General features: G+C 59.5%; 12 protein-coding genes. 1 reads left to right on the forward strand and 11 read right to left on the reverse strand.

Going from position 1 to position 16,673, the window contains the following annotated elements; genetic code table 11:
* Positions 1-55: 55 nt before the first annotated feature.
* The 4 genes from fliD to PRtIB026_RS21815 all read right to left on the reverse strand — a co-directional run bounded on the left by fliD (position 56) and on the right by PRtIB026_RS21815 (position 4,034).
* Positions 56-1,459: a flagellar filament capping protein FliD gene (fliD, locus tag PRtIB026_RS21800; RefSeq protein ID WP_203651640.1), complete on the reverse strand. Its 1,404-nt coding sequence runs from the start codon at positions 1,457-1,459 to the stop codon at positions 56-58.
* A 78-nt stretch (positions 1,460-1,537) separates the two neighbouring features.
* Entirely contained in the window at positions 1,538-1,915 is a 378-nt protein-coding gene (locus PRtIB026_RS21805) for a flagellar protein FlaG (protein ID WP_203651633.1), read from the reverse strand.
* A 72-nt stretch (positions 1,916-1,987) separates the two neighbouring features.
* Positions 1,988-2,848, reverse strand: coding sequence for a flagellin domain-containing protein (locus PRtIB026_RS21810; protein ID WP_203651632.1), 861 nt, complete (start codon positions 2,846-2,848; stop codon positions 1,988-1,990).
* A gap of 250 nt (positions 2,849-3,098) precedes the next feature.
* The gene (locus PRtIB026_RS21815; protein WP_186734768.1) at positions 3,099-4,034 is read right to left on the reverse strand and encodes a ketoacyl-ACP synthase III; all 936 of its coding nucleotides are present in this window, start codon (positions 4,032-4,034) and stop codon (positions 3,099-3,101) included.
* A 299-nt stretch (positions 4,035-4,333) separates the two neighbouring features.
* On the opposite strand from PRtIB026_RS21815, the gene PRtIB026_RS21820 reads away from it, so the two are divergent.
* On the forward strand, positions 4,334-5,113 hold the full coding sequence (locus PRtIB026_RS21820) for a class I SAM-dependent methyltransferase (RefSeq protein ID WP_203651631.1): 780 nt from the start codon (positions 4,334-4,336) through the stop codon (positions 5,111-5,113).
* A gap of 105 nt (positions 5,114-5,218) precedes the next feature.
* Here the strand turns inward: PRtIB026_RS21820 and PRtIB026_RS21825 are convergent, their stop codons facing one another.
* The 7 genes from PRtIB026_RS21825 to PRtIB026_RS21855 all read right to left on the reverse strand — a co-directional run bounded on the left by PRtIB026_RS21825 (position 5,219) and on the right by PRtIB026_RS21855 (position 16,654).
* Positions 5,219-8,728, reverse strand: coding sequence for a glycosyltransferase (locus PRtIB026_RS21825; RefSeq protein WP_203651630.1), 3,510 nt, complete (start codon positions 8,726-8,728; stop codon positions 5,219-5,221).
* Positions 8,729-8,776: 48 nt separating this feature from the next.
* The gene (gene rffA, locus PRtIB026_RS21830; protein ID WP_267812936.1) at positions 8,777-9,931 is read right to left on the reverse strand and encodes a dTDP-4-amino-4,6-dideoxygalactose transaminase; all 1,155 of its coding nucleotides are present in this window, start codon (positions 9,929-9,931) and stop codon (positions 8,777-8,779) included.
* A 24-nt stretch (positions 9,932-9,955) separates the two neighbouring features.
* Positions 9,956-11,335, reverse strand: a complete 1,380-nt coding sequence (locus PRtIB026_RS21835; protein WP_203651625.1) for an NAD(P)/FAD-dependent oxidoreductase — start codon at positions 11,333-11,335, stop codon at positions 9,956-9,958.
* A 10-nt stretch (positions 11,336-11,345) separates the two neighbouring features.
* Positions 11,346-12,113 carry a dTDP-6-deoxy-L-hexose 3-O-methyltransferase gene (locus PRtIB026_RS21840; protein WP_203651624.1) on the reverse strand — a complete coding sequence of 256 codons (768 nt, stop codon included), beginning with the start codon at positions 12,111-12,113 and terminating at the stop codon, positions 11,346-11,348.
* A 36-nt stretch (positions 12,114-12,149) separates the two neighbouring features.
* A complete protein-coding gene (locus PRtIB026_RS21845; RefSeq protein WP_203651623.1) occupies positions 12,150-12,785 on the reverse strand; it encodes a class I SAM-dependent methyltransferase in 636 nt (211 codons plus the stop codon).
* Positions 12,782-13,483, reverse strand: coding sequence for a WbqC family protein (locus PRtIB026_RS21850; protein WP_203651622.1), 702 nt, complete (start codon positions 13,481-13,483; stop codon positions 12,782-12,784). Before PRtIB026_RS21850 ends, PRtIB026_RS21845 begins: the two co-directional genes overlap by 4 nt.
* Positions 13,484-13,915: 432 nt before the next feature.
* Positions 13,916-16,654, reverse strand: coding sequence for a glycosyltransferase (locus PRtIB026_RS21855; RefSeq protein WP_203651621.1), 2,739 nt, complete (start codon positions 16,652-16,654; stop codon positions 13,916-13,918).
* Positions 16,655-16,673: the final 19 nt, after the last annotated feature.

The following is a 16,673-nucleotide window of genomic DNA, read 5'->3' on the forward strand; positions in this document are numbered from 1 at the left end:
GACAAAGCCCGGCACGCCTGTGAGGCGCCGCCGGGCTTTTGTCATGCGCGATCGATCAGGACTTCTTGGCCTGGGCGTTGATTGCCTCGAAGATCGAGGTGATCTGCTCGCCCTGCTTCTTCATCTTGGCCAGGGCAGTGTCGAGGGCGGAGAACTTCTTGGTCAACGACGCGGTCAGCAGCTCGGTACGACGATCCAGCGCCGCCTGCTGGTTTTCCAGATTCTTGGCCGCCTTGTCGAGGTTCGTCTTGCGGGAATCGAGCATGCCACCGGTCGAGTTGTATGGATCGATGGCCTTGTTCATCCGCTCGAACAGACCATTGGTCCCCGTGAACAGCTCCTGGATCTCAGAACCCAGCTTCTTGTCGTTCAATGCGGAGGTGAACTTGGTGCTGTTGAACTCCAGGGTGCCATCTTTCTGGGTGTTGATACCCAACTGGCTGAGCGTGGTCAGCTTGTCTCCTGCACCGACTTCCGTCAGGACCTTGCGCACATCGCCCAGCAACGAGCGGGTAGTCGGGTCGTTGGTCAGCGGACCAAGGCTCTTGACGTTGCCGTTGGCATCCTTCTCAGGCGTGACCAGTGCAGTAACAGCCTTCTGCAGGGTGTTATAGGCATCGACGAACGACTGCACCGATTTCTTCAGGCCTTCGTTGTCCAGCGCAACAGTCGCCTTCGTGGGATTACCGCCTGTGGAGACACCGGTGAGCTCGAGCGTCAGGCCACTGATAGCCTGGTCGACGGTATTCTTCGGGCTTTTCAGTGCCAGCCCGTCGATGGAAAATTCCGCGTCCTGGGCCAGCCCACTGATGTAACCCGCGCCGCTCCCAGCAATTGGCTGAGTACCGTTGATGGCCAGCTCCGGAATACCGCTGACAGAGATGTCGCTACCCTTGCCGGTCGTGGTGGAACCGAACACCAGGCGCGAGCCACCGGCCTCATTGATGATGTTGGCGGTGATGCCGTTGGCGCTCATTTCCTTGTTGATCTGGTCGCGCACGCTCTGCAGCGTGGCACCGCTGGCGACGTTGATCTTGTAGTCCTTGCCGTTCTGGCTGATGGTCAGCTCACCGGCGCCGATCGCCGTGCTGGCACCACCCACGAACTGCTTGCTGGCGACCTTGGAGCCGGTGGCCAACTTGTCGACCTTGATATCGTAGGTCCCAGCGACCGCCGAATTGCTCGACTTGATCTTGACCACTTTTTCGTCAGCGGAAGTGCCGGCGTAGGCATTGAACGAAGGGGCGTTCTTGTCGTTGAGCTTCTTCATGGCGTCCTGGAACGCCGTCAAGGCGCTGCGCAGGGAACCGATACCGGAGATCATCGCGGAGTTGTTGCTCGTCTGCCGAGCAATCTGGTTGGCCTTGGCCGAGGTGTCGGCATTCACCAACACACTGACGATGTTCTTGATATCGAGCCCGTAGCCCGCACCCGTGTTGGTAGTAATCGGGCTTGCCATGCTGTCGCTCCTCTCTTCGATGAGCCGGCCCCGCTCCTGCAAGGTCGACTTGAATCACATATTTGCGTTCGCCGCCAATCAGACCTTGGCGTCGAACAGAATACTTTTGACATCACTCAGGCTATGAGCGATCCGCAGGGCCTCTTCCGAGGGCAACTGCCGAATCAACTCACCGGTTTCACTGGCGATGACCTTGACCACGATCTTACCGGACTCTTCGTCAGTGACGAACTCCAGATTGCGCCGTGTTTCCTTCAGGAACTTCTCGATTTCCGAGACAGCGCCTTTGACATCATTTGCAGCCTGCACCTTGTCGGCGCCCTGCACCTTGCCCGGATCCTGCTGCTTCTCGCCGTCACCGGAAGTGCCTGTCGACCGCGCAACCGGTTTTTCAGCAACCTGCTCGGCCGTGCGTGCAGCCGGGTAAGACAGGTTTAGCTTGACGCTCATGTCCATGTCCAGCACCTCACAATGAAAAGGCGGGGAAGCGCCTGGAGAGCACTCCCCCGCCATCAGCTATCAGGCAGATTAGCCCAGCAGCTTCAGGACTGCCGATGGCAGCTGGTTGGCCTGGGCCAGAACCGAGGTCGAAGCTTGCTGCAGAGTCTGCTGCTTGGTCAGCTGAGCAGTTTCAGAAGCGAAGTCGGTGTCCTGTACACGGCCACGAGCGGCTTCGGCGTTCTCGTTGATGTTCTGCAGGTTGTTGATGGTGCTGGTCAGACGGTTCTGCGAAGCACCCAGGTCGGCACGCGAGGTGTTGATTGCCTGCAGAGCAGCATCGATAGCGCTGACAGCGGCGCTGAAGGTGGCCTGAGCGGCGGTGCTATCAGCACCAGTGATGCTCTTGCCGGCCAGGGCAGTCAGGGCTGCGCCGGCACCGGTGGTTTTCATCGCAGCGCTCAGGCTGATGGTGATCTGGTTGGCAGCACCAACGTTCGAACCAACCTGGAAGACCATCTGGCCGCCGGTACCGTCCAGCAGGTTCTTACCGTTCAGCTGGGTGGAGTCAGCGATACGGTCGATCTCTTGCAGCATCGACTGGAACTCTTTGTCCAGTGCGTCGCGGTCTTGCGAGCTGTTCGAGTCGTTACGCGATTGCAGTGCCAGTTCGCGCATACGCTGCAGGATGTTGGTCTGCTCTTGCATCGCGCCTTCAGCGGTCTGGGCGATGGAGATACCGTCGTTGGCGTTTTTGATGGCCATGGTCTGACCACGGATCTGCGAGGTCATGCGGGTAGCGATCTGCAGGCCGGCGGCGTCGTCTTTGGCGCTGTTAATTTTCAGGCCGGAGGACAGACGGGTCATCGAAGTGCTCAGTGCGTCGGAAGCACGGTTCAGGTTCTTCTGAACGCCCAGAGAGGTGGTGTTAGTGTTTACAGTCAAAGCCATGACGAATTCCTCGTTGGATTGGGTACTACGGCTTCCGGCCTTGGCAATTCGCCGGGTAGGTGGCCTAGAGAACCTTCGTAATGTTTATCGTCGCCAGGGCAGTTTGCTTTAGGGCGATTTCCCAATTTTTTTACTGGCATCCTGCCACCCCAATGAAATCAGGGGTTTGACGCCAAATTACCAACAGCCGAAAAACAAAAAAGCGCTGACCGATAACGGACAGCGCTTCTTCTATATAGGCACGCGACGCTTAGCCATTGCGCTCGATGATTGCCGAGCCCCATGACAGACCGACGCCGAAACCACTGAGTGCGACACGCCTGCACTGCGAGCCGATCACATGCTTTTCCAATAGCAGCGGAATGCTCGAGGACACGGTATTGCCAGTCTCGACCATGTCCTTGACGAACTTCTCGCGCTGACGCCCCTCGTCGAAGCGCTGCGAGACCGCATCGACGATCGCCGCGCTCCCCTGATGCAGGCAGTACAAGTCAATATCCTCAGCCTTCAACTGACTGGCCTCGAGCAACTGCTGCAGGTGCGCCGGCACCTTGACCAGCGCAAAATTGTAGACCTGACGACCATTCATGAAGAACGTGCCTTCGGTGGTGCGCAAGTGCTCGGCACCCGCCCCATCACTGCCAAACAGCGACTTGCCCAGCTGCCAGGCAGCCCCCTCACCCATCCAGGTAGCCGTTGCAGCGTCACCGAACAGCATGGTGGTGTTGCGGTCTTCAGGGTCGACGATCTTCGAATAGGGATCTGCGGTGATCAACAAGCCATTCTTCAGCCCCGCGGCGTCCATGAAGCCCTTCATGGCATACAGGCCATAGACATAGCCGGAACAGCCCAGCGAGATATCGAAGGCAGCGATGGCGGTGGACAACCCCAGCTTGTTCTGGACGATCGCCGCGGTATGCGGCAGGCCTTCGGCATCGCCGTTCTGGGTAACGACGATCACCACATCGATGGACGCCGGATCGAGCGCCGGGTTGCCAGCAAACAGTGCCCGAGCGGCCTCGACGCACAGGTCGGAGGTTTCCTGATCAACACCCTTGCGCGGCAGGAAGGTCGAACCGATCTTGCCGAAGATGAAATCCTGATCCTTGCCGAATTTCGCACCCTGGGCGTAATTGTCGACACCCTCTACAGGTACGTAACTGGCGATGCTTTTGATGCCAATCATTGTGGCTTCCCGATGGAAATGGCGAAAATTCGCGGGCTTCGCGACCAAGATCATGCACCCTGCCTACCGCATCGACGAGGCTGCCCGCTGACTCAATAGATTAAAGATGCACGTTTCGACTGCCAAGTCACGCAATGATGCATTTCTCCCGCCTACACAGCCACATGGAAGGCACGCCAGCGGCACATATCTTGCGTTAGCTAGCCCAGATCCAGAATGCCGGGGCGAGCCGAAGCGAATTTAACCTGTGCGGATTCGGCCTCAGCAAGCAAGACCACCCAACGATAAAGGACAGCTCAATGAAGGTCTGCCACACCCATCGGGAAAATCTGTACACGCTGCTGGGCGCACTTTTCCAAATAATGGAAAAACGCCCGATCGTCGCCGAGCTTGGGGTTCTGCGCGGAGAAAACGCACTTAAAATCCACTCGGCGCTGTTGCCGGAAAAGATGGTGCTCATCGACAGCTGGAGCAAAGCGGCCAACGATGCGTACAGCCCTTTCGATCAACTGCCGCCCTGGGTCGCTCCCGTCGATACCTATGCCTATTACTACGGGGGCTCCCTTCACGACCAGCAGACCTGGGACAAATTGTACGAAGAATGCCGGGAACGCTTTACCCACCTGCCGGAAGTGACAATTATCCGTTCCGAGACCATCGGCGCCATCGAAAAAATCCGACAGGAAACCGACATCAGCAAGTTCGATCTGGTGTACATCGATGCCAACCACCAGTACGAATATATCCTGCGCGACCTGATGTACTACCAGGACCTGGTCGCCGAAGACGGCTTCATCATGCTCAACGACTGCTGCCACAGCCCGAATGGCACCAAACAGAACCTGGGCGTGCTCGAAGCACTGGGCAGCTTCATCAAACGCTCTGATTTCATCCCGGTCGCCATGACCAATACCGACTGGTCGGATGTAATCCTGGTCAGGAAGAATTCCATGCTCGTTCAGTTGATGGATATGGCCCTGACCAACTCGGATGTCCCCTACGTCGAAATCCCCTACCAATTGATCACCGCAGCGCGTGTGGTCTACGGAAGCCAGCAGCACAATATCAGCTTTTGCTGATACTGCCCCGCATGGGTCCCTCCAGCCCATGCAGGCCCACATAAACAACAAGGGCGCCACTCCTGGCGCCCTTGTTGTCAATTCACCTACTCATCGCATTCACGATCAACCCGCAAGCAAGGCGCGCCGCCAGGCTTCCAGCCTCTGCCCCTCGAGCAGCCAATCACTGCGCACCATCGCCTGCTGGGCGCTGCCAAGGGCCGCAGATGCATCACGATCATCAAGATGCAGACGTATCGCCCGAATCCAGTCGCAGGCCTGATTGCTCACCCTCGACAATGGCAAGGTATCGCCACCGGCGAAGCCAGCCACCCGACTACAGATTACCGACTGACCGCACGCCGCATGCTGGAGCACGCGCATATCACTGGAAAATGCGTTGACCTCAGACTCGCCCATCGGCACAAGGGCGATGTCCAGATCCAAGGCAGCCAGGTTGACGCCAAAGGATTGCGCATCCACGGCATGATGATGCTCTTTGAGATAGGGCAACAAGCTGGCAGGACAATCCCCCAGCACAACCCAGTCGACCTCGCCCGCCAGCACCGGCACTACTTCGGCGAGCAGGTACGCATCACGACACCCGATCCATCCCACGCGGGGCTTCTCTCCTGCGCGCCGCCCCCCTTGCAAGCGTCCCCACGAAGCTGGCAGCACATTTTCGAGCACCCGGACATCGTCATGCCAGCCCTGCAGCCTCTCGGCTGCGGCGGCAGTTGCAACCAGCACCCTGTCAGCCTGCATCACTGCGGGCCGGATACGCCGCTCCAGATCTTCGGCATGAAGCAACTGCGCACCGCCCAGGTCCTGCGGATAACGATCCAGATCGTAGACCTTGAACGCCTGCGAGAAAGCTCGCAGCCTACGCAAGGTCAATAACCCAGCCTCACCCAGCGCCCCCTGCAGGACAACACTTGAGGGATTGAAGCGTTCAATTTCCACGGCAGACAACGTCCCGGCGATCACTGCCCCCTCCAGACGACCTGCCTCACGCAAGGACTCCAGGGGTTCCAGCAGCCGCGAGGGTGCTGCCTGCTCCTGATCGGCCACAAAGGCCAGCACGCTTGGCACCACCCCCTGCAACGGCCGCCAACTCATTTCACAGCCCTGGACGGCGAACTCCTCACCGGCACTCAGCGAAAAGTTGACGTTGTACGATGCATCATGCGCCAACTGCGGCAACCAGCGCGCATACAACGCTTCCTCCTGCTCGGCACTGGCTGGCGCAGGCGGTGGAGCATCCAGTAATACCCTCGCATGAGGCGTCCAGACATTCAGATAACCTGCCTGAACCAACCGCAGACACAGGTCCACAGCCGTCCAGCGGGAATACAACGGATCGGTATCGAAGCCACCAAGCTCGACAAACAGCGAGCGGCGCACCATGAGACACTCACCACCGACAGCCGAACAATCCTGCTCCAGCCCAAGGCGCCCCATGTAACCCGGATCCTGTACCGACCGCCCCTCGAAGGCACGCCCAACCCCGCCCCCCAGCCCCAGCACCAGGGCTGCCTGATGGATAGCACCATCGCGGGACAACAGCTTGCAACCAACCGCCCCCACCTCCGGACGCTGGGCATGATTGAGCAACGTGGGCAGCCAATCATCATCAAGCACCACGCTATCAGCATCCAGCCATAGCAGATAATCGCCACGAGCCTGCTCGGCTGCCGCATTGCACATGGCCGCGCGTGCATGGCCGGGCTCGAAGCGAAGGACCCTGAAGCGTCCCTCCCCCATTTGCCCGACCATCGCCAGCCAGTCCAACAGCACCTCATCATCGCCACCTGGCTCAACCAGCAAAACCTCGTACTCGACGTGAGCTGTCTGCTTCAGCAAGCTCTCCAGACAACGCTGGAAGCTCACCAGCTGCCCTTCAAGGAAGATGATGATGCTGACCGAGGCCGATTGTTGATGCGCATACTCGATGCGATAGCGACCAGGAGCAGCGGTCAATGGCAACGCCCTAGCGCCGACATATCCTCGCCCCTGCAGGTGCGCCTCGATGACCGCGCAAACGTCTTCACACGGCTGTAGCAGCAGCGCATTGCCAATCAGCAACGGCTCACTGACATGACCAACGCATCCCAACCCGCGCTCACTGATCAAACGCAACTGATAATCCAGCTCGAGCGCACGACCAGCAGCCTCGTTGAAACCGCCTAGTTGACGCCAGGCATCGCATCGGTATAGCCAATGTCGCGACAGGTTCTCCGGGAAAGCCAGCAACATATCCAGATTCAGATCAGGGCGTAAGGCGGTCTCGACTACGCCCTGCGCCTGACACAAGGCCTCGTCAGCGTAGACAGCCAGGCAGTCCGACGAGACCCGAACCAGCTCGAGCGCCGTCATCAGCAAACCACTGGCGGTAAACTCGGTGCCTGCATCGACCAGCATGAACCATTCATCGGAGCTCCCATTCAGGCAGGCATCAATGGCCGTGGCCGACCCCGTCCGGGAACCCTCCCTATCCAGCACACAGGTCCGTACCTCCCTATACAGGCCGCGAGCCAGGCTATCCAAGGTAACCGCCAGCGCTACATCGTCACCATGGTCCTTTACCAGCACGACAAAGCGCACAGCAGCAGCCCTGGCCAGATACTCATCAATCACCTGCATCTGCCGCGGCCGGGGATAACGCTGACGCAGCCAGCCACGCCCTCCCAACCTATCACCCACGGCTTCACGACGGGCGGCAGCCTGAGTCTTGGCGATGAACACTTCAAGCTGAGTCCAGAACGGCGCCGTTCGCTCGACATAACGCTGCAGCGCACCATCCAGGCCACCACGGGCATGTGCCAACGCATCTTCGCGATCCAGCATGGCGAACCCGGCACTGCCGACAAAGCTGGCATCGAGGAAGGCCTGGTCGATACCGTGCCCAGGTACGAAAATGACCGGGCACCCGCAAAGCACCGCGATTACGCAGGTCATCGACCATTCATGGGTATACATCACCTCCGCCCGGCGAAGCAGCTGCGCCAGCTCCGACAACGTCAGAGCGTTCGCCATGCTCAGCAGGCGGATATCCTCTGGCAGTATCGAATAGTCAATGGCATCGAGCGGATGGCGATTCTGATACAGATACCGGCCTTCACGCCGATCAACTGGCTCTCCGGCACAGAACAGGTCCACATCGATGGTAGGCAGGCACAACAGGTCACCATCCGGACGACCATGGTCTTGCGCGATCAGCTTGCCTGAGTAGAAACACAGGTCACTGGGAGCCGCCTCCATTCCTCGCCCACTGATGAAACCTTCGAAGTTCAACAGAAAGCGTGCCACGACCGAACAATGGAAGGGGTTGCCCACCGTGACCTCGGGGTAGACCGCGATTGGTACCCGACCAGCAAGCCTGTGACGCTCGCTGGCCGCATCATCGAGCAACGGCGTCTTAAGCTCCGGGTTCACCACTTTGCCGCCCAGGATGTAGGCCTCTCGCCCGTTGAGGTTGAGCAGGTGACAGAGGTAATGAAGCGAGGCAATCCCCGATGAGGTTTCCCGGTAATCCGGCGCCATGATGTAGTACGGGTGCTCCGGCCGGGCATACATCAACCGAAGACGCTTCATGGCCTGCTCAAGGCCCGCGCCCACCTGCACGGAATTCGACATGGGGTAAAAACTCCAGAAATCTGCTGAACAGTCGCCGAGCCAAGGCCGTCAAGCCTTCTGCGTACCTGCGAAGAATTGGAAGATCGCCTCGCACACCTCGGTGACCTGCTCGATGGTCATGTCGGAATAGAGCGGCAGGCGCAGCAGGCTTGCAGAAACTTCCTGAGTGACAGGCAACTGACCGACACTGCGCGCGTAGCGCAGGCCTGCCGGGGAATCATGCAAGGGCACGTAGTGGAACACAGCATAGATACCCCGCTCGCGAAGAAACGCGATCAACTCTCCACGCGCCTCGTTGCTACGCATCAATACATAGAAGATATGGGCGTTGGCCGGCTTGCCACCCGGTGCGCAAGGCAAGGTCAAGCAACCGTCAGCCTCAAGAGGCTCTAATTGGTGGTAATAGGACTCGTACAAAGCGCGGCGATGCACATTGATACTCTCTCCCTGCTCTAACTGGGCATACAGGAAAGCAGCCGTCAGCTCGCTGGGAAGAAAAGACGACCCCACATCCACCCAGGTGTACTTGCTCACCTCGCCTCGGGAAAAGGCTTTGCGATTGGTACCTTTCTGCCAGATGATTTCAGCCCGCTCGATCAACTTGGGATCGTTGATGAGTAGCGCCCCCCCTTCACCGCTGATCACATTCTTCGTTTCATGAAAACTCAGGCATCCCAGATGCCCAAAGGTCCCCAGTGCGCGATTCTTTTCCCGGGCGAGGATCGCCTGGGCGGCATCTTCAATGAGAATCAGACCATGCTTGTCGCACAGGTGCAGCAAGGCAGCCATATCGCAAGGCTGCCCCGCATAATGCACCGCGACAATCGCCTTGGTCTTCTCCGTGATAGCGGCCTCGACAAGGCGCTCATCCAGGTTGAGGGTATCCTCGCGCACATCCACGAAAACCGGCACCGCGCCGCGAAGAACGAAAGCGTTGGCAGTAGACACGAAAGTGAACGACGGCATGATGACTTCATCTCCCGGCCCGATATCCGCCAGGATCGCCGCCATCTCGAGGGCTGCCGTGCACGAATGCGTCAACAGCGCCCTGGGACATCCCAGGTTGACCTCGAGCCATTCCTGGCATAAGCGCGTGAACTGACCATCGCCGGCGATACCACCATTCATCACCGCCTGGGCGATATAGAACAGCTCTTTGCCAACCACAAATGGCTTATTGAAAGGAATGATCTGCTTGTTCACGTTCATGTCTCCGGTATCCACGCCTCAGGCGAAGTCCGACAGGGAAAGGTAGCCACCCAGCAGCGCATCCAGGAAGTCGACCTGAACTGTTCGCTCGAGCTCATGCTTGTCGAAGAAGGCGCGCGCCCGCTGGTAGTAATACTGCTCCAGCGCCTGATCGGCGTCGGTATGTCCCGCATCCAAGCCGTGCTGCGACAGTGCCGAGCATTTGACTGCCGCGTACTTGCGGCAGCATGCCTCCACCGACTGGTCGAGCCACGCGCTACGCTGCGGCCGGGTGAATTCGAAGTAGCTATCGGCTTGCGACGAAATCGACTTGTCCAGCAGCAAGGCGGCAAGGTTGTCGGCCAACCATGGCGCAAAATGGTACCCATCACGACGAGTGCCGGAGGCAATGAAGGTGTTGTCGTTAAGCTGGCCGATGACCGGGTAGCCATCGAGACTCAGCGGACGATAGCCAAAGTTGTAACGAATGAAACCACTGGTACGGTGTAGATGGTTGACCTGGTTGATCGCACCGTTTATCAGCGCGGCCACCGACTCTGCGCGAGGGAAGTGCTCATCGGCAGTGGTCACCAGATTGGTGGCCCCGACGACGAACTGATCACCCTGGTAGGGCGCGTGGTAGATTCCGCAAGCACCGCCACGATTTGGCGTGCGCAGGACATAGCGCCCTTGTATTCCTGGGTTCTTCAACACCACCGTGGCGCCGACGCCATTGATCACCCGAATGCAGCCTTCCTCATCCCAAAGGCGCGTGGCCATGCTGCCGTTGGCCAACACAACCCGCTCGGCGCTCAGCACGCGCCCGTCTTCGAGGATTACGCCACGCGTCCGACCGGCGACTTTGTCGAGCGACTTCACCACGCCATCGACAAAGCGCACACCACGTTTTTCCAGCGTGGCCTGCAGCGCATGGATCACACCGTCCGGATTGAGCACGCCCTCGCGCGGCAGGAACAAAGCCTGGCGCGTACGATAGCTCTCACCCGGCACATAGGCGGGTTCCAACTGCGGATCAACGCGCTCATAAGGCTCGTCGAACTCATCAAGATAACCGGCGATGGCATCGAATGCGGCATCTTCGAAACGGTTGGATGCGTTGTTGTTTATCAGCACGGTACCCAGACGGTAGTGCTCAGCGGGAATATCGAATTCTTTTACGAAATCGCCCCACAGACGAGCAGATGCCTGACTTAACTCGAACTTCAGACGATCACGCGGCTGGTCGAGTGCGCCAGGCTCGAGTTCGGCGAAAGAGTTGAGCATTGCCGCAGCCGCCATGGAGGCGCTGTAAGGGCGCGCTGCCGGGCCCACAACCTGAATGCACTCGCCCGGAACACTACGCGACAAACCTGCGGCGATAGCCAGGGCGACCATGCCATTACCAACAATCAGAAACATGGTGACCCCCTTACAGAAGCTTGACGATGCACAGCGACGGATAGGTTTCCGATCGTTTGATCTCGTGGCGCACTTTCCCCAGTACTTCGGCTACATAGGCATAGCCTTCACCCGGCAGGAAATCGCGCTGCAACTGGAAGAACACCAGCAGCGAGCCCGGCAGGCAACGCGGCAGGATCTGCTCGAGGGCAAAACGCGTCGGCCCTTCAAGGTTCATATCGAAGAAGGCCAGCGCCACCAGCAAGTTCCGCTGTTCTTCGATGAACCGCGGAAGGGTATCCTTGATGTCACCCTCAACGACCTGGTGCCCGCCGGACACCTGTGGCAATGCATTGATGCTTTCATGCAAGCTCAGCAAGTGCCGCAAATAGTCGGCATATCCGTTGCCGGTGTCATAGCAGCCATCCTGGAAATTGACGTTGGCAACCTTGCCATCGCCGGCATGGGATTGGTAACCCGCAAACGTGTCAAACGCGGCAATACGTCGCTGCTTGTTGAAGGGCTCGAAGATGGCACGCAGGTTTTCGCAGAGCACGGCGTTCTGCCCACGCCAGGTTCCGAAGTCGAGCACCGAGCCGGGCAGGCGAACGATGTCCCGGTACAGATCGGAAATTGCCAGCATTCGTGCCAAGGACGCAGAACGAATGAACAAACCAAGATTTCGCTCTTTCTCAGCATCATCAAGAGGTGCATTCGCGAACGCCTGCCAAAGCTGCTCGCGCGCGTCGAGCTGGCTATCGCTGGATTGAGTGACAGAAGTGGAACCGCTTTTGAGCATGGTGTTCTCCAGGCAAAGAGGGATAAGGACGGCGCGTCAGGAAGACTTGCGCACAAGCAAGGTGAACTCGTACAAGCCGTAGTCATGCAAGAGTGCCACCTCTCTGGAGTAGGTTCTTTTGCACAGATCAAAATAGAAACAGGGATCACCGTAATACAGGTAATCACGCATGAAGGGCGGGTCTGAGTACGAGGTAAGGCAATTGAAGGCAAAGCCTTTGCGGCTGCAGGCATCCATCGCACGCAATACGTCGGCGATGTACCTTTCCCACGCGTCGCGAGCAGTGTTCTGACAAACGTTGAATATGCCACTGGCCACTGCATAGTCCGCCTGTCGCGACGCACTTTCGGCCACTTCGAAGCGCACTGCGTCATCAGCCGGATGCTGCTGCCTGGCTGCGGCAATCATCTGCTCGGACAGGTCATAGCCGTGATAATCCACAGCCATGCCCTGCTCACGCATCCAGGTCAGCAACGCGCCGTAGCCGCACCCGACATCGATGAGACTGAAGCCCGCACGCTGCTCTTCAACAGGCACCAGTTTAAGCAACTGGGCAAAACGCTGTTGCTGGGAAGCGCTGCCATTCCAGTCGACTCCCTCTGGAGTTGCGCCGTGCGTACGAATACGCGACGAATAGTAATCCGCCACACCCTGCAAGATATCTGTGCTCATGGATGACGCTCCAGAAAGGTCGCTGCTTCACTACCGGTATTGAACAGCAGGTCGAGGACACTGACCGCATGCTCAAACCCACCGAACAACTGCGGATACTCCGGATAGCCGGCATAGCTCATGTACGAGACTTCAAGGCCGCCTGCGGCGAACGCAGCCTCGTCCAGATAGCTGCTGGCTGCCGGTCCCGATAGGTACTCGGTCGCCCCAAGGGCCTGACAAAGATGTATCAACCGCTCGTTCTTACCTTCACTGCAGCGCCCCAGCTCCTCGGAGCGATACAGCGGTGTATCGATACCGAGCAGAGCGCACAGGCCGGTGATGAAAAGCTGGTTGATGGAGGACAGACGAGTGACCTCGGAGGCTTGCTCGTAAAGCGTGCGAACTGGGAGCTCCATCTGATCGAAGCAGGCGGCTCGCCGATAGTTCATCTCGATTGTCTTCCAGTGCTTGGCCGCCCAATCCGGCTCGCTGACCTCGACTTCGTTGATCAGTTGCTCGTATCGACCGCGGTTCTTTACCGGAACACTAAGCCAGTGCTCACCTTGGGCGGTCTTGATCTTATTGCGATTACGCCAGTCGCGACGCGTATACTGGACATCGTCATATAAAACGAACGCATCAACACTGCGAATCAGGTCGAAGTACCCCTTCCACGGGATGTAGTTCGATTGCACCACCGCCACTTTCTTTTGCATCCCGAACCTCATAGGCACAGCACAGGCACTGCATTCTGCCTGTCAATAAATCGCCGCCAGGCAAGAAAAAGCCGGGCTTGTAACCCGGCTTTTGCAAATCCCGAGCCAGCTCGTGCCTCACTGGAAGCACGGAGCACCTTGCTCCCTTGATGACGCTCGTGGATTCAGTCACAGAATGGAATTTGATGGGAGCCGCAGCCCTCCCCGTCCTTTTTCGACCATTATCAAAGGGACTTGGACGGGTAGCGAAGCCCCCCGCGCCAACGTCGAGATACGCGCAATGGTCGCTAATTTCAGAAGCGCCGCCGTCCCTCAAAACGACACATGGCCGCCTCGGAGAACTGCACTCCCCGTAGGCGGCCATGCTTGGCAAGTCGGTTGTCAGGAACAGTCCACAACCATGCATCTACCACTAGACGCAATAGCGTTGAATTATCCCAACTGAGCGATCCAGTTGCTGGACGGTGACGCTTCACCCGCACCAAGGGAATCCAGTTGCCCATCCCCCTGGAAAGCCTCAGGCCAATGCGCCGCCAATTGCGAAGACGCCTCATCACCCAGGACCGGCAGGTCCGTGGCAAGCAACTGCGCGCGAGGCGTCCAGACCACCATCAACCCAGCCTGGGCGACCGCCAGGCTCAAGCCGACACCGACATCCCCTACGACTGGCAGGCCACCGCAGTGCACGAAGGCTTCACGGCCCACCATCAGGCAGCCATCCGATACCGCGGAACAACTGCGCACCGACAGCGGCCAGCGGGCCTTGGCGGCATCCTCGAGCGACAGTTGCCGCCAAGGGGCATGCACTCTGGGGCCGGCCAGCAGCTGATAGCCTGCGTGCGCCAACGTACCGTCAGCCGCCCACAGGCTGGCACCGACAACCCCTACTTCAGGCCTCTGCGCCTCGTTCAACAGCGATTCGATCCAGGCCGGGGTAATGACCTGGCAATGCGGCGACAACAACACCAGGTAATCGCCACGCGTCTCGCCGGCCGCCAAGCCGAGCAGTTGCCGATGCGTCGCACCGACTTCACCGGTAACGACTCGCAGTCGGCCACCCAATGCCTGGAACGCATCGACCTGGGCCGCTGAAGGTTGCCCGGGAAGCGCCAGTACCACTTCGTAGCGCGGGTAGCGGGTTCGCTGGAAAATGCCGGCCAACCACGCAGGCTCGACCTCGCCCGCCAGTACGATGCTGACCAGCGGTGTGGCGCTATGGCGGAACTCGATTGCCAGCCCTCCTGCCCCTTGCTCACTGATCTGAGGTCGATAGCCCAGCTGGGTGAGGTGGCGATTGAGGATCTTGCGCGCCTCCTCGGTGGATGCCGAGGAAGGTTGCTGGCTGACCACCAGGTAGTCATCCATGTGCGCCAGACTGGCCATACCGTGATGCTCGACCAGGCGCAACAGCAAGTCATATTCCAGGGCCTGCGGGTCGGTACCGTTGTAACCGTCCAGGTCGAGCACGGCCTGGCGACGTACCAGCCAGTGCCGCGCCATGAGCCCCGGTTGGCTACGCAACAGGTCCAGATCGCTGCCCGGTCGGCGTACGGCAAACAGGCGCCCATCACTGTCACGCTGGACTTCGTCGGCAGCGATGGCTTGGCAAGCCGGGGCCTGGGCAAGCTCTGTCGCCAGGCGCATCAGCCCGCCAGCAAGAAGCACATCACCGGCCTCGAGCAACAGCAGCCACTCGCTGGGCAACTGGCGCATCAACTGGTTCAGATGCGAGACCCAGTTGCCCTCTGCGACCTGGATGAAGTGCAAGGTGTCCCGCGCGGTGGTAATCGCCGGCGGTTTGCCGGCCTTGAGCACCACCAGCTTGAAATTGCGCACGCCGCTGGCCAACAGGCTGTCGAAGGTTGCCTGCAAGGCCAGGTCGTCGTTGTTCAGGTCAAGCACGACGAAAGCGATCTGCGGCGCCGGGTGCTCGGCCAGATGGGCCAGCACCCGCTTACGCGCAGCTTCATCCGGAGTGGCTGCATCGATCGCGGCGAGCACCTGCCCCGATGGCGTGTCGAGCAGGGAATGGCGTGTCTCGCTGTGCGGTACCCCGAGCAGCCGTGCCATCCAGTCACCCATCTCGCGGGCATGGTGCGTGTTGTCCTCACCGGTCAGCACCTGATTGAGGGAGCGGCACACCTGGACATTGAACAGGCCCAGGCCCAGCGCCTTCCAGTAACGCTCCTGAAGGCTCTCACGGGTGTCATTGGGGTGCGTCACCAGCAGGTCGCGCTGACGGACCCAGGCGCCCTCGAGGGCATGCCGATGACTCTTGCCAGTCGGCCATGCATGACAGAGGAACTCCACCTCGGTCAACCGATCAAACAGCGGGCGATTGTAATAAGGCAGTTCCACATGCTGGTCGGGCTCGAACGAACGCACCGGGTCATCGATCACGCTGGTCCAGCGCGAGGTGAAGAGCAGCGGCTGCTCGCCCTGGCACCAGGTTTTGCGTACGAAGCGATTGAGCGCCTCGAAGCCGTCATCAGCGCACAGGACGCCCGCGTCATGCCCGCCGCCCCACTGACGCAAAGCCCGCACAGTCTGGACCATACGCTCCTCGCGCACGGCAGAGGACAGCTTCTCAGGCTGCGATTCGCAGATCACATCGGTCTGCTCCAGATGGGCAACTGCCCCGCGCAGCAGGATTGCGCAGGACAATGCCACCCGCCAGCCTGCAGCATCGAGCCCTTCTGGCAGCGACACCAGTGCGGCCCGTAGCGCCTGCGTACGAATTACCGCACGCCAGGCTTGCTGTTCAGCGTCCGCGTAGTGTCGCAAGCGATCCAGCACACCCTCCCCGGGATGCGCAGCAAAAGCTTCCCCCACCTTGTGGTAGGTCAGTTGGCTATTGCCGGGCGCATAGGCCAGGGCGTGACCTTGCACGGCCATTACCCCCGGCTGAGCACGCAGGTACCGCACCGCATTGTCCAGCGCGGCACCCAGGACAAAGTCGGCATCCAGCGCCAGGCACACGAACGGCGTCGTCACCTGTGCCAGCAACTCGACCAAAGCTGCGGCATCGACCACCGCCGACGACGCCAGGCCCAGGCACGGCACGCCGGAGCGACGGTAGTAGTGCGCCGCACGAGCACGGTGATCCGCCTGCTCATGCCCGAGCAGGACGACGGTCACTTCATCACGCGATCCGAGTGTAATTTCGTTCATTGGGCACCTGTTCAAGGGG

The sequence above is a fragment of the Pseudomonas sp. RtIB026 genome (assembly GCF_016861355.2).
GTDB lineage: Bacteria > Pseudomonadota > Gammaproteobacteria > Pseudomonadales > Pseudomonadaceae > Aquipseudomonas > Aquipseudomonas peradeniyensis.